General features: G+C 73.1%; 13 protein-coding genes and 1 pseudogene. 1 reads left to right on the top strand and 13 read right to left on the bottom strand.

From position 1 onward, the window contains the following. Positions 1 to 163: 163 nt before the first annotated feature. From ACTOQ3_RS31150 to ACTOQ3_RS31090, 13 genes are all read right to left on the bottom strand, one after another. Positions 164 to 1,072, bottom strand: a complete 909-nt coding sequence (locus tag ACTOQ3_RS31150) for an alpha/beta hydrolase (protein ID WP_440087000.1) — start codon at positions 1,070 to 1,072, stop codon at positions 164 to 166. After that, positions 1,069 to 2,172 carry an acyltransferase domain-containing protein gene (locus tag ACTOQ3_RS31145; RefSeq protein WP_440086999.1) on the bottom strand — a complete coding sequence of 368 codons (1,104 nt, stop codon included), beginning with the start codon at positions 2,170 to 2,172 and terminating at the stop codon, positions 1,069 to 1,071. Before ACTOQ3_RS31145 ends, ACTOQ3_RS31150 begins: the two co-directional genes overlap by 4 nt. Further along, complete coding sequence (locus tag ACTOQ3_RS31140) at positions 2,169 to 2,780, bottom strand: malonate decarboxylase holo-ACP synthase (RefSeq protein ID WP_440086997.1); 612 nt, start codon at positions 2,778 to 2,780, stop codon at positions 2,169 to 2,171. Before ACTOQ3_RS31140 ends, ACTOQ3_RS31145 begins: the two co-directional genes overlap by 4 nt. Further along, positions 2,771 to 4,528, bottom strand: coding sequence for a biotin-independent malonate decarboxylase subunit beta (locus ACTOQ3_RS31135; protein ID WP_440086996.1), 1,758 nt, complete (start codon positions 4,526 to 4,528; stop codon positions 2,771 to 2,773). The genes ACTOQ3_RS31140 and ACTOQ3_RS31135 overlap by 10 nt, the downstream gene beginning before the upstream one ends. Further along, positions 4,525 to 4,818 carry a malonate decarboxylase subunit delta gene (locus ACTOQ3_RS31130; protein ID WP_440086995.1) on the bottom strand — a complete coding sequence of 98 codons (294 nt, stop codon included), beginning with the start codon at positions 4,816 to 4,818 and terminating at the stop codon, positions 4,525 to 4,527. The genes ACTOQ3_RS31135 and ACTOQ3_RS31130 overlap by 4 nt, the downstream gene beginning before the upstream one ends. Continuing rightward, positions 4,806 to 5,708 carry a triphosphoribosyl-dephospho-CoA synthase gene (locus tag ACTOQ3_RS31125; RefSeq protein WP_440086994.1) on the bottom strand — a complete coding sequence of 301 codons (903 nt, stop codon included), beginning with the start codon at positions 5,706 to 5,708 and terminating at the stop codon, positions 4,806 to 4,808. The genes ACTOQ3_RS31130 and ACTOQ3_RS31125 overlap by 13 nt, the downstream gene beginning before the upstream one ends. Before the next feature lie 7 nt (positions 5,709 to 5,715). Beyond that, entirely contained in the window at positions 5,716 to 7,386 is a 1,671-nt protein-coding gene (gene mdcA / locus ACTOQ3_RS31120; RefSeq protein WP_440086993.1) for a malonate decarboxylase subunit alpha, read from the bottom strand. A gap of 455 nt (positions 7,387 to 7,841) precedes the next feature. Next, positions 7,842 to 8,624, bottom strand: coding sequence for an SGNH/GDSL hydrolase family protein (locus ACTOQ3_RS31115; RefSeq protein ID WP_440086992.1), 783 nt, complete (start codon positions 8,622 to 8,624; stop codon positions 7,842 to 7,844). Then, entirely contained in the window at positions 8,621 to 8,749 is a 129-nt protein-coding gene (locus tag ACTOQ3_RS31110) for a hypothetical protein (RefSeq protein WP_440086991.1), read from the bottom strand. The genes ACTOQ3_RS31115 and ACTOQ3_RS31110 overlap by 4 nt, the downstream gene beginning before the upstream one ends. Positions 8,750 to 8,967: 218 nt before the next feature. Next, entirely contained in the window at positions 8,968 to 9,753 is a 786-nt protein-coding gene (locus ACTOQ3_RS31105) for an SAM-dependent methyltransferase (RefSeq protein ID WP_440086990.1), read from the bottom strand. After that, positions 9,750 to 10,634 carry a helix-turn-helix domain-containing protein gene (locus ACTOQ3_RS31100; RefSeq protein WP_440086989.1) on the bottom strand — a complete coding sequence of 295 codons (885 nt, stop codon included), beginning with the start codon at positions 10,632 to 10,634 and terminating at the stop codon, positions 9,750 to 9,752. The genes ACTOQ3_RS31105 and ACTOQ3_RS31100 overlap by 4 nt, the downstream gene beginning before the upstream one ends. 423 nt (positions 10,635 to 11,057) lie before the next feature. Further along, the gene (locus tag ACTOQ3_RS31095; protein WP_440086988.1) at positions 11,058 to 11,486 is read right to left on the bottom strand and encodes a pyridoxamine 5'-phosphate oxidase family protein; all 429 of its coding nucleotides are present in this window, start codon (positions 11,484 to 11,486) and stop codon (positions 11,058 to 11,060) included. 125 nt (positions 11,487 to 11,611) lie between these two features. Next, on the bottom strand, positions 11,612 to 12,526 hold the full coding sequence (locus tag ACTOQ3_RS31090; RefSeq protein WP_440086987.1) for an RNA polymerase sigma-70 factor: 915 nt from the start codon (positions 12,524 to 12,526) through the stop codon (positions 11,612 to 11,614). Between the two features lie 802 nt (positions 12,527 to 13,328). Here ACTOQ3_RS31090 and ACTOQ3_RS31085 point away from each other — a divergent pair. Then, a pseudogene (locus ACTOQ3_RS31085) lies at positions 13,329 to 13,534 on the top strand (LacI family transcriptional regulator); the annotation flags it as partial.

The raw sequence follows: 13,534 nt of genomic DNA, 5'->3' as shown, positions 1-13,534 counted from the left end.
GTTCATCCCACATCCGTCGCTCCGCCCCGCCGAGGGCCCGACGGCTCGAAGCGTCGTGGAGGCGAAGCTGAGCTCGCTGCGTCAGGCCGTCGCCGCCGGGCCCCTGGCCATCCTGCCCGCTCAGGCTTCGGATCGGACTCGCGGCCTGATCGGAGGTCACCGCTCAGCGGACGGAGCAGATCGCCGACCCGATCACCGCCGTCACCGCGTCCGGGTGCGACACCAGGGTCAGGTGCGAGCCGCCGGGGAACTCGGTGACCTTCGAGCGCGCCCGGTGGGCCATGAACCGTTCCGAGGACGGGGTGATGATCCGGTCGCCGGTGCTGATGAAGTACCAGGAGGGGATCGTCTTCCACGCCGCGGCCTTCGACGGCGTCGTGAACGCGCTGGTGGAGGCGGGCCGCTGGGTGGCCCACAGACGCACCGCGGTGTCCCGGGGCAGGTCGGAGGCGAACGAGCGGACGAAGACGTCCTGCTTGAGGTACAGGTCCGTCGCTCCCCGGGGCGCGTCCGGGTAGGACACCATGTCGTAGAGGGAGGCGGGATCGGCGGAGAGGGCGGAGCGGCGGCCGCTGAGCCCGCCGGTGGTCTCCCCGACGTCGGGCGCCGCCGCGTCGACGTACACCAGGGCCTTGACGTTCGGGACGTCCGCGGCGGCGTTCGTGATCACCGAGCCTCCGTACGAGTGCCCGACGAGCACGATCGGGCCGGAAACGGTTCTCAGGAAGTCGGCGACGGACGCGGCGTCGCCGTTGAGGTTCCGCAGCGGGTTGGCGATGGCCCGCGCGACGTAGCCCGCTCGTTGCAGGGAGCTCACCTCGCCGTTCCAGCTGGAGGTGTCGGCCCAGGCGCCGTGCACCAGGACGACCGTGGGCTTGACGCGGCCCGGCGACCGGCAGGGCAACGGCTCGGCCGTGAGCGCCGGCGACCCGTGCGCCGCCGTGGACGCCCTGACGGCCGTGGCCGTCTGGGTGCCGGTCGCCGGCGACGCCACCGCGGAGGCGGCGACCGCGGCGAGTGCCACCGCGGGTGCGATCCCCCGGAGCCGCCGGCAGGTGCGTGCGGATCTCATCTTTCTCCCCCTTGACGTGATGGGCGATCTTCGGGTTCCGGTGAGTGGTGCCCGGCGTCTTCGCGGCCGGTCGCCGGTCTCGCCGGAGAACCGGTCTTGTCGGAGAACCGGTCTCGTCGGGGAGCCGGTCTCGTCGAGGCGTCCGTTCTCCGGGCGGTCGCGTGTCGATCGGCTCCGTCCCCCCGGGCGCGGCGGGTGAGCAGCGCCGCGTCGGCGACGCCGGTGTCGGCGAGGCTGATGACGCGGGTACGGGGGTGCGCGGCCCGGGCGATCCTGGCGAGGACGTCCCCCGGGGGTGTCTGGACGAACAGGGTCGTGCCGAGCTCACCGAGCACGGCGATGACGTCGCGCCATCTCACCGTGGTGGCGACGCCACGGGCGAGGTCGTCGAGGACGGCGGCGGAGTCGCGCAGCAGGCGGCCCGTGGCGTCGCCGAGATAGGGGACGGCGAGGTGACGCCGGGGGATCGCGGCGAGGTGGTCCGCCATGGCGTCGGCGACGTGGCCGAGCAGCGGGCAGTGTGAGGGGACGGCGATGTCCAGGCGCCGCACGCGCCGGGCGCCGGCCCGGGCGGCCGCCGCGGCGAGGCGTTCCAGGGCGCGGTCGCTGCCGGCGACCACGACCTGCTGGTCGGTGTCGACGACGGCCAGGTAGGCCGGGTCGTCGCCGGTGCAGGTCGACTCGACCACTCGCCGGACCTGGGGCACGGTCAGCCCGAGAACGGCGGCCATGCCGTACCCGCGAGGGTAGGCGTCGCGCATCAGCTCGCCGCGGTGGCGCACGGCCGTGAGGGCTTCGGCGAAGGTCAGGGCGCCGGCCGCGACGGCGGCCGGGAACGCTCCGGCGGAGTGCCCGGCCACGGCGTCGGGAACGGCGCCCTCGCCGGCGAGGGCGCGGGTCGCGGCGACTCCGGCGACGCAGAGCGCGACCTGCGCGGTGACGGTGGACTCCAGCGCCTCGGCGGTGTCCCGCAGGGACGAGCCGGGCAGGATCCGCTCGGCCTCGGCGCGGGTCGCGGTGACGGCCGGATGGCAGGGCAGGTCGTGGAGCATCCCGGGCCGCTGGGTGCCCTGGCCCGGGTAGAGGAACGCGACGCTCATGCGGGGGCCCACGGGTCGTCCACCAGGCGCGGGCCGTGGTCGGTACGGGCCATGACGGGGCCGCCGGTGCGGACCCACTCGGCGAGGGCGATCCCGCCTCCGGGTGTCTCCAGCTGGCAGTCGACCCTACCGGGGAGGGCGACGAAAAAGGCCGCCAGCCGGGTGGTCAGGGTGCGGTCCAGCCTGCGCGGTGCCCGGATCAGCAGGTCCAGGTCGCTTCCGGGGTGGGTGACCGGCTGCCCGGTGGCCAGTTCGAAGCCGACCCCGCCGATCGGGCCCCAGGTGGTGTCGGCCTCCAGCTCGCCGGCGAGCAGGAGGGTGACGGCGGAGAGGGTGACGGCGAGCAGGGGGAGCCAGGGCCGCCCCCTCAGCTCCTCGGGCGGTACGGAGCGGATGACCGCGTCGCGGGGGACCAGGGCGGCGTGGCGCTGCCATCGCTCGGTCCCGCGGATGCCGACCGGGACGAGGCCGGGCGGGCGCGGCGCCCGCCGTACGACACACCAGGGGCAGGCGGCGATCGACGCGGGTACCCACCCCGGGGGCGTGTCGCCGAGCGCCGCGGCTCCGGAGAGCCGCAGCAGGTCGTGCGGGCGCGCGGTCACGGCCATTGGGCGGCGAGCGCCTCGCGGACGCGCCGGGAGGCGGCCCGGGTTCGCCGGGCGGCGGGCGAGGTGAGCCGGTTGCCCAGGTCGCGGGGGCCGCGGCGGGCCCGTTCGACGGCGGCGGTGAGCGCCTCCCTCACCTTTCCCGCGTCCTCGCCGGTCGGGTCGCCGGCGTTCTCGACGTCCAGGAGCTCGTCGCACAGGCCGAGCTTCGCCCAGTCGGTGACGTCGTAGGACAGCGGGGGGATGCGCCGGGCCAGCTCGTCGAGCTCGTCGACGGTCCGGCGGGTCACTCTCGCGGCGGCCTTCCTGTGCATGGCGTGCACCACCACGCCGGGGTCGTCGAGCGCCAGGATCTGGCCGGCCTGCGCGCCGTGCGCCAGGAATCCGCCGGACAGCGCCGTTCCGACGATGAGGGTGATCAGGGGGTGCCCCGCGGTGCGGGCGCGGGCGTAGGCGTCCACCGCGACGGCCAGGGCGTGGTGGATGCCGAGCACCTCCTCGACGCGCCCGTAGGCCTGGCTGGGCACGTCGACGACGGCGACGATCGGGCGGCGGCGGTCGTCGGGCAGGTGCGCGTCCCCGGTGACGACCTCGGTCACCGCCTCGGCGAGGGCGAGCCCCTCGCGGAGGCCGACCTCGCCGAGGCGGGCCCGGTGGTAGGGGCTCCGCGGGTCCGGCACGACGGCGATCAGGCGGGCGACGTCGCCGCCCAGGGTGGCGTCCGCCGTGATCACCGACGGGACCGTGTCGCTCACGTCGCCGTCGGCGAGCGCCCGCGTCCAGTTCCGGCCCCGGCTCGGCACCTGTCTCCCCTCGGCGCGGGCTCCCGCGGTACGGGCTGCTGTGGCGCGGTCTTCCGGCGGTGCGGCCTTCCGCGGTACGGCCTTCGCCCAGACGGCCGCGAGATCGGCCGGCTCCGGCGGATGGGCCGGGTCGACGGCCTGGAGACGGGCCCGCAGCTCGCCGATTCGCCGGGAGCGGTGCTCGCCGGGCACGCCGCGCCCCACCGCGTCGATCACGGCGGTTCGCACGGCGGTGACGTCGTCGAGGACGAGCGCGTCGGCCAGCGCGGTCTCGGTGCGCCGCGTGCCGCCGTCGATCGACCAGATCAGCGTGTGGTCGGAGGCGTCGAACTCGGCGACGCCGGCCTCGGACTCGATCACCTCGGGACCGTCGAGCCCGAGACGGCCCTCCCTGGTCATGATCAGGGAGGTGCACAGCCCGGCGGCGATGCTCATGCCGCCGAAGCAGCCCAGCGCTCCGGCGATGACGCCGACGACGGGCTGGAGGGCGCGCAGCTCCAGCAGCGCTGAGCACACCTCCGCGATCGTGGCCAGGCCCAGATTGGCCTCCTGCAGGCGTACGCCTCCGGTCTCCAGCAGTAGGATCGCGGCCGTCGGGGTGCCGGCGCGGTTGTCGGCGGCGGCGAGGGAGAGCGCGGCGGCGATCTTCGCGCCGGAGACCTCGCCGATGCCGCCGCCCTGGAAGGCCTGCTCGACACCGATCACGACCGCGGGCCGCCCGCCGAGTCTCCCCTTGACCACGACGACGCCGTCGTCGGACTCCGGGACGACGCCCTGGGGTTCCAGCCAGGGCGACTCGATCCGGTCGAAGGGGCCGCACAGCTCGCGGGCGGTGGCGGTGTCGAGCAGCGCGACGGCGCGCGCCCGGGCGCCCAGCTCTATGAAGCCGGTACGGGCGAGCAGCGCGTTCCAGTCCGTCCAGTCCGTTCGTGTGTCCTGTGACGTCATGCCCTGCCCTCCTCGACGGCCTGCCGCAGGCGCAGGGTGACCACGCCGGGGGTCGCCCCGAAGTCGTTGAGCTCGAAACTCCCCGCGACCCCGTGGCGGGCGAAGAACCGCTCCAGCACGGTCCGCCACACCGTGTCGAACCCGTCGACGCTGGTGCGTACGCGCACCCGGGCGACGGCGGCCCGCTCCGGGGTCATCAGGACCTCCAGATCCCCCGAACCGACCACCCCGACGTGCGCTCGCCGGGCGGCCGGACGGTCGGCGGGGAACTCGTAGTTCAGCGTCTGCACGTGAGCACCTTCCGTCCGGCCCGGGTGACGGGCTCCGGCCACGGCACCATGTCGAGGAAGAGCGCGGCGGCCAGCAGGTCGGCGCTCCCGCCCGGCGACAGCCGCCGTGCGACGCACCGCTCGTCCAGTTCGGCGAGGGCGGCGTGGCCGCGGGCCGTGCCCGCGCCTCCCCCGGCCAGGACGCGCCCGGCACCGGACCGTACGACGCGCAGGCCCTCGGGGCCGCCGCGGTGCAGGACGCAGGTGTCGTCCAGGAGGCTCATCACCGCCAGCAACGCGTCCAGCCGGGCCGCCTCCTCGGGGAGCCCGGCCGCCCTGGCCCGGCGCAGCCGCGGCAGGGCGACCTCGACGACGTGCGGGAAGGCGGCCTCGGCCTCGCCGCGGGCGCCGCGCACCCCGTACCGCCGCCGGGCCCGCTCGCCGTGGGAGGGCGCCCTCGCGGGGAGGTACCGGTCGGGGAGGGCGGCGAGCCGGGCCGCCCGGCCGGCGGCCTCCCGCTCGTCGGCGGCGCCCGCGGCGGTGGCGACGAGCAGCCCGAGCGCCCATACCGCCCCGCGGTGCGTGTTCACCCCCCCGGTGGTCCGCAGCATGGCCGCCTCGCCCTCGCGGCTGAGCCGGCCCAGCTCCTCCCGGCGTTCGATCCCGGCGGGCGTCCGCTCCGCCGCCTCGGCGAGGGAGCGGAACATGGGGCGCAGCGCCCGGGCGGAGGCCAGGAGAAGCGGCAGGTCCATGTCGTCGTGCGCGCCGCGCCCACGGCGGTCGGCCAGGCCCGGCTTGGGGCTCAGGCACGCCTCCTGGCACAGCGCGCGGACGGCCAGGTCGGCGAGCAGGGCCGCGGAGGGCCTCGCCGTCCGTTCCCCCGCCGCGAGCGCGCCGCCGGTGACGGTCATCGGCCGGTCACCAGGTCCGGAACCGCGCGGGCGGATCGTACAGGCCCCCGGACCAGGCGACGAGATCCTCGATGCTGCGGGCCGCCAGCAGGGACCGGTCCGCCTTGCGGACGTCGACCTTGAGGTCCTCCGGCAGCGCGACCAGACCGTCGCGGCGCAGCTCGTCCACGCGCCGCTCGGCGATGTCGCGGCCGATTGGGGTGGCCCCCGCGACCGCGGCCACCGCCTCGCGCCGCTCGGCCAGGCAGACGGCCCTGTAGAGGTAGGCCACCCCCTCCTCGGTCACCACGTGGCTGACGTCGTCGCCGTAGATCATGACCGGCGGGATGGGCATTCCGGCGTCCTTGCCCACCTGGACGGCGTCCAGCGACTCCACGAACGCCGGGACGCCGCCGGAACGGAAGGTCTGCGTGATCTGCACGACGAGCTTGCGCCCCCGGGGCGCGGACGCCCTGCCGGTGAGCAGGCTCAGCCAGGCGGGGGAGGCGTGCCTGCGGCCGTGCGGGTCGTGTCCCATGTTGGGCGCTCCGCCGAAACCGGTCAGCCGGCTCTCGGTGACCGTCGAGGAGTTGGCGCGGGCGTCGATCTGCAGCGACGACCCGATGAACATGTCCACGGCGTACTGGCCCGCGAGCTGGCACAGCACCCGGTTCGACCGGAGCGACCCGTCCCTGCCGGTGAAGAACACGTCCGGGCGGGCGGCGACGTAGCGCTCCGTGCCGGGCTCCCCGCCGAAGCAGTGCACCGACTCGACCCAGCCGCTCTCGATGGCGGGGATGAGCGTCGGGTGCGGGTTGAGCGTCCAGTGCTTGCAGATCTTCCCGCGCAGGCCCAGCTCCTCGCCGTACGTGGGCAGGATGAGCTCGATCGCCGCGGTGTCGAAGCCGATCCCGTGGTTCAGCGTGGTCACGCCGTGCCGCTCGTAGATCCCGCGCAGCGCCAGCATGGCCATCAGGATCTCCACCTGGCCGATCTGGCGGGGGTCCCGGGTGAACAGCGGCTCCAGCGCGAACGGCCGGGGGCTCTCCACGACCAGGTCCACCCAGTCGCCGGGGATGTCCACCCGGGGAACCCTGTCCACCAGCTCGTTGACCTGGACCAGGACCACGCCGTCGTGGAACGCCGTCGCCTCGGCGATGGTCGGGGTGTCCTCGGTGCCGGGTCCGGTGTAGAGGTTTCCCTCGCGGTCGGCCTGCTCGGCGCAGAGCAGCGCGACGTCGGGGGTGAGGTCGACGAACATCCGCGCGTACAGCTCGACATAGGTGTGGATCGCCCCGACCTCGACCGTGCCGTCGGCGAGCAGCCGCGCCATGCGCACGCTCTGCGGGCCGGCGTAGGAGAAGTCGAGACGGCGGGCCACACCGCGCTCGAAGACGTCCAGATGCTCACGCAGGCTGATCGAGGAGATCAGCAGATGGAGGTCGTGCACCACCTTCGGGTCGCACCCGGCCAGTGCCTCGGCGAGGAAGTCCGCCTGCTTCTGGTTGTCGCCCTCCAGAGCCACCCGGTCGCCCGGCCGCAACAGCGCCTGCAGGGCGTCGCGCGTGCGCCCGGTGTCCAGGACCCGGCCCGAGGTGCCCGAGGTGCCGGAGGTGAAGGGTCTCACCGCCTCCAGCCGCTCGCGTTTCACGGTCCGCCGCCGTGTCCAGTCCCGGGTTGCCACCTTCGTGAGTGCCATCGCCTGCCCCCAATTAAGGTCTTTGGGGCTAATACCTCGCGAAATATAAGAATTAACTCAAATTACGTTAAAGCATTACAGTCGGTGATCGGGGTTCGGTATCGATCCGGCAGTCTTCGCCGCCGTGGGTGAGCCGACGCGGGGAAGGGCATACGGCGTCCCCGCCGAGCGGGAAGCTCTCCCGGGAAAGCCGGCGGGGGAGATCTCCCGAGCGGGGGGAGACTTCCAGGGAAAGCGAGGAGATCTCCCGGGGAAAAGGAGCGGCCCCCCTCACAGGTCGAGGACGACCTTGCCGGGAACGCGGCGGGCGAGCAACGCCTCGGCCGTTCCGAGGGCCCGGTGTGGGGCGCCCGTCGGCGCCCCACACGGAAAGCGGCACAGGAATCCGAATCTCGCCGGGCCACGCCATCCCCGGCCCGCCCCCGGCCGATCGTGCGCGGCTCTCGGCGGGCCGCTCAGCCGGACCGCGGGTCCGGGGGCGGGCCGGACGGCGACTCGAACCCGCCCGTCAGGACGGGACGCTTGGGCAGGATCCCGTCACCCGAGGAGCGGCCCGTCAGGCGGCGGCGCAGCCAGGGGGTGAGGTGCGCCGAGGCCCAGCGGAGGTCGGCGAGCAGCGCCGGTCCGGCCGCGGGCGGGCCGGGAGGGGGCGGGGGAGGGGCGGCGGCGCGGCCGAGCGCGGCCAGGACCTGGTCGGCGACCCGGCGGTGGCCCAGCGGGTTGAGGTGCAGGCGATCGGCGCTCCACAGCCTGTGGTCGTCGAACGCCCGGTCGCCGAACAGGTCGACCAGGTGGGCCCCGTGCCGCTCGGCCACCTCTGTGACGAGGTCGTTCATCGCGACGATGCGGGGCCGCAGCACGTGGGGCAGCGGGAGCCGGACGCTCAGGTCGGGGAAGGTGAAGAGCAGCACGTCCGCGCCCGACGCGCGCAGGCGGGCGACCACCTGGTCGAAGCGGTCGCGCATCGTGGTCAGGTCGAAGCCGCGCCACAGCGCGTCGTTGCCGCCCGCGGCGATGCTGACGAGTGACGGGTTCATCGCGATCGCCACGTCGACCTGCTGCGCGACGACGTCGTCGAACCTGCGCCCCCGGATGGCCAGGTTCGCGTAGCCGAAGCCGGGCGCGTCGAGATCCGCCGCCACGAGATCCGCCCACCCGCGCAACGTGCCGTCGGGAAGAGGGTCGCCGACCCCTTCGGTGAAGCTGTCGCCGAGCGCGACGAAGCCGAAGTCCGTCATGGGGTCCACCGCGCGTCACGTCCGAGGTGGGCGACCGGCGGCCGGCGGACCGGTGCGCCGTCGGTGGTGGCGGTGACCTTCCCCGAGGCGTCGCTCGCCCGCCGCTCGAGTTCGAGAATGTGCATGCGGCTCATCCTAGGAGCGGCGGCGACCTCGTCTCGGAGCGGGGAGCGGCCGGACCGATCGGGCCGTTCCGGACGTGCCTCGCGCATGTGAGGACGCACCTCGCGCACGTGAGCCGAGTTCGTGGTCGGACGGCCGGCCGACGGCTGGTTTCCGCAGGTGCCTCCCGGCCCGAAGGGCGGTTCGGCGCGGCGGGATCCGGCGTTCGCCCACGGGTGGTTCAGCGCGGCGGGATCCTGCCGAGACCGGCGACGACCTCGAACGCGCGCTCGGGGAACGGGTCGTCGTCGACGGGACGCCAGTCCGCCGCCAGGACCAGTCCCGGCTCGAGGAGTTCGAACCCCTCGAACAGCTCGCCGACCTCGCGCATGGTGCGGAGCCTGACCGGGTTGCGGGTCTGCCCGTACACCGCCAGCCCGGCGGACGCCTCGTCCTCCGGCATCGTGTCGGAACAGGCGTGGGTCAGCCCCAGGTAGCTGCCCGGCGCGAGGGCGTCACGCAACCGGGCCATGAGGTCGTGCGCGGTGTCGCCGGTGACGAAATGCCACACCGCGACGGTGAACACGCCGATCGGCCGGGTGAAGTCGAGCGTGGCCCGCACCCGGGGGTGGTCGAGGATCTCCTGCGGCCGGCGCAGGTCCCCGTGGATCGTCAACACGCCGGAGTGGTCCACCGTCGACTGATTGTGCGTGACGACCGTCTGGTCGTTGTCGACGTACACCACGCGGGCATCCGGGTGGACGCTCCGCACGACCTGGTGGAGGTTCGGGGGAGTGGGCAGACCGCAGCCGATGTCCAGGAACTGGTCGATACCGGCGTCGGCCATGGTCTTGGCGGCTCGCAGCAGGAACCCGCGGTTGGCCCGGCACGCGTCGGGGACCGTCGGGAAATGAGCCACCAGCATCTTGACGGCTTCCCGGTCCGCCGCGAAGTTCTCCTGGCCGCCGAGCATGACGTCGTACATGCGGGCCGCACTCGCCTGCGATGCGTCACTGGGATGGGTCACTGGGCGCCTTTCGGTGAAGGTGTGTGGTCGTCCATTACGTGAATGCGGTCACAGATCCTCATCAGAAGCGCTGTCGTGTCGCCGCTCTCGCAGGCCGCGACCGAGAGCCGGTCGAACGTGATGGCGTGCTCCTCCCGAAGGGATCGCTCGGCGACCTCCTCCCTCTCACCGTGGACGGCGATCATCTGGGGCCGGCCGTAACCGCGGCGAAAGATCGTGAAAGGCCCGTGCCCGGGGATGAACCGTGAACCCATCGGATTCACCTGGATGCTGATGCCCTTCATCTGGGCCGAGGCGGTCAGCGCGATGAGCTGGCGGATGTGCGCCTCCACTCCCGCGATCGGCCGCCACAGCACGGGCTCCTCGATCACGGCCCACAGCACGGGCCGGTCGGCGCCGGCGAGCACCTTCTGGCGGCGCAGCAACTGCTCGACGCTTCTCTCGACGTGGCGGGGCGGGACCGGGTACCGGCTCATCCGGTAGGCGGCCGCCGCGTACTCCGGGGTCTGCAGGAGCGGCGGGACGACGAACGGCTGGTAGGTGCGGATGAGGTCCGCGGTCTGCTCCAGGCGCATCACCACCGCCGCGTCCAGCGGAAGCTCCTTGCTGTCCCACCAGCCCGGCCTGCGCTCGCCGAACGCCACGGACAGCAGCATCTCCCGCTGGTACGGGTCGGTGACTCCGTACAGCGTGAAGAGGTCACGCAGGTCGTCCCTGCGGAAGCCTCGCTGACCGGTCTCCATACGGCTGATCTTCGACTCGCTGGCACGGATGGCCTTGCCGGCCTCGGCGGCGGTCAGGTTGCACTGGAGCCGGAGCTGCCGGAGCCGGGCGCCGACGATCTGGCGCGCCATGTCGCCGGCCTCCGCTTGAGCGCCCACATCCCCTCCGAGTGTCTCCGCCCGCCGGATGATCAGTGGGAACCCCCGCCCCCGTCGACTTGCCATGGCAAGATCACCTGGAAAGTGGAATTGAGGCTATTGCTTGTTTTCTCCGGCTGTCCAGGAATTCGGGATACCGTTCCGCGAAATTTCAAGATCACAAAACTTGCGGAAGGCGCGTCCGGTCAAGGCCTGCCCGCCCCCTCGGCCGGCCGGTCGAGGCGGTGCGGGCCGGCCGCGCGGCGAAGAGGGACGGCGGGCGTCCACGGGCCGGACGCGTGCCGGCATGTCACGCCGAGGACGATGCGGTTGACGTCCACCGCAGGTCGCCGTCGCACCTCGGCGTCCTTGATGACGACCGGCTCGCCGGGATGGGACGGAAGGTCCGTGCGGGACGGCTCCGGGGCCGAGAGCCCCGGACGGTCAGCTCTCCTGCCCGTCGTGTCCGGAGGCGAGGCGGCGGCCGGTGATCTGCTCGGTGCGTACCACGATGTAGTGGTCGTGGCTGCCCGGTGCCCAGGTGCGCAGGGGAAGTGCGGACAGGCGTTCGATCTCGTCCGGTTCGCGTACGGCGCGTGCGGGTCCGACGGTGGTGACCGACCAGCCGGTGCGGGTGATGTGGTCGAACTCGTCGGCCTCGAAGGCGACGATCGCGTCGCCGGCCGCGGCGGCGAGCTTGGAGCCGATGCCCGTGCGGATCACGATGTCCTCGCCGTCGAGGACGAAGTTGACCGGCTGCACCGCGGGCAGGGCCCGGTCGGTGAACACGATGCGCCCGATCGAGGCCGACGCCAGGAGCGCGACGCACTCCTGGCGCGAGAGGATCTGCAGACCTGCCGAGTCGAGCTTCATACCCTCCAGGCTGCCCGTTCGCTCTACGACGACGTTAGGGACGAAAGTCCCCTGCATCCCCGCCGATCTGCCCTCAGGCGGGCGGCCATGGCCGCGACCCGTGGCCGGCGGCGCGCGGCGGCGGGTCAGCCCGCGGCGGACACCGCGGCGATCTTGGCCGGGTTCATCATCCACAGCACCTGGTCGATGCCCTGGGCCGAGGCGTTGACGGTGGCCACCGCGAACACCACGCCGTCGCGGCTCAGCAGAGCGGACGCCTGCCCGTTCAGGCTCGCCCACTCCACCTCGACACCGGCCCAGAACCGGTTCGCGAACGCCCTGTGGTACTTGGCCACCCGGAAGGCGCCCACCACGGGGATGCGAGAGGCCCGGACGGCGCCACCGCCGTCGGAGTAACTGATCACGTCCGCCGCGAAGAGTTCCTCCAGCGTGGCCAGGTCGCCGGAACGGGCGGCGGCGACGAAGGCCCTCAGGAGCCTGTGCTGCTCGGCGCCGGTCACCGGCGCGCGACGTTCGGCGACCACGTGTTTGCGGGCCCTGCTGACCAGCTGGCGGGCCGCCGCCTCGCTGAGCCGGATGATCTCGGCGATCTGCCGGTACGGGTAGTCGAACGCCTCCCGCAGCACGTACGCGGCGCGTTCGCTGGGCGAAAGTCTCTCCAGGAGGAGCAGGACCGCGAACCCCAGGGCCTCGTCCCGCTCGGCGCCGAGATACGGATCCGTGCTGGTGTCGACGGGTTCCGGAAGCCACGGGCCGATGTAGGTCTCGCGGCGGACCCGCGCGGACCGGGCGGCGTTGATGGCCAGCCGCGTGGTCACCGTCGCCAGGAACGCGGCCGGGTTGACCACCGCGCGGCGGTCACAGGTCTGCCAGCGCAGCCAGACGTCCTGCACCAGGTCCTCGGCCTCCCCGGCGCTGCCCAGCATCCGGTACGCGATCCCGAACAGGCGCGGCCGCATGTCCGCGAAGATCATCGCGGCCTGTTCGAGATCTATTGATTCACCGGGTTCGTTCGTCGGCGCGGTATCCGCCATGGTCATCGCCCCTTTCTCACCTTATCGGGGACCACGTCCCGGGCTGACGACCCTCCCCGCCGGCTTCCCGTGCCCGGTGTCCACGGCTGCCTCGCGTGCGTGCCCGGTGCCGGCCGGGCCCGCGACCTCGCCCTCGGAGATCCTCCCGGTCGCGAATTCCCGGCGCCGGGGTGTCACAGGCCGGCTCGTGCACGGCATCGCCGACGGTCACGGCTCTGCCGGGCTCCTCCCCTTCCTCCAGGTCTTCTTCGCGATCTGGTGGGCGTGGATTTCCGCCGGCCGGCCCGGGGTGTTCGGTGTGCCCCGGCGGGCGTGGCCACGCCGAACACCCTCGCCCGGCCACCGCCGGCGACCGCGAGGACCGCGGTGGCTCACGGCTTCACGTTTCCGGTGTGATTAGACCGTAATAAGGCGATCGCTTGACGGCATGGTTGTTAGCGTTCACAGTCTTGTCCAACGCAAGATGAGGAGCGGCCGTGCAGACAAGTGTGGGGCTCCACCCGCCGGTGGCTGCCAAGGCGTCCGGGTCGGCGAGCGTGTCACGCCGGACGGTCGCCCGGATGCTCGACAAGTCTCCGGGCGCGCGCGGAACGGGCGTCCGGAAACCGCGAAGCCGCGCGGCGACGCAGTGCCTGCGCACTGCCGTGGCGGGTCCGCGCGGAGGGCGCGCCAGGTGAACATCTCGCGCACGCCCTCGCTCACCCTGCGGGAGAACGGCACTCGGCCGAGGTAGCCGTCAAATCGGACGACCAGCACAATTCACGGTTTTCCGCCCAAAATGTTAACGCTCACATAAAGGACACCCCCCATGTTCCGAAAAGTCTCAGCGTTCGTCCTGGCGGGCGTCATCGCCACGGCGATGACGGGTTGCGGTAGCACGAGCACGCCGGCCACCGGCACCGACAGCGGCAAGGTCGCCGACGACGGCAAGATCGTCATGGGTTTCTCCCAGGTCGGCGCGGAAAGCGGCTGGCGTACGGCCAACACCAAGTCGGTGCAGGAGTCGGCGAAGAC

It is taken from the genome of Streptosporangium sp. LJ11 (genome assembly GCF_051918945.1).
GTDB lineage: Bacteria > Actinomycetota > Actinomycetes > Streptosporangiales > Streptosporangiaceae > Streptosporangium.
Note: the sequence above shows the minus strand (reverse complement) of the source record. Positions and strands in the feature narration are given on the sequence as shown.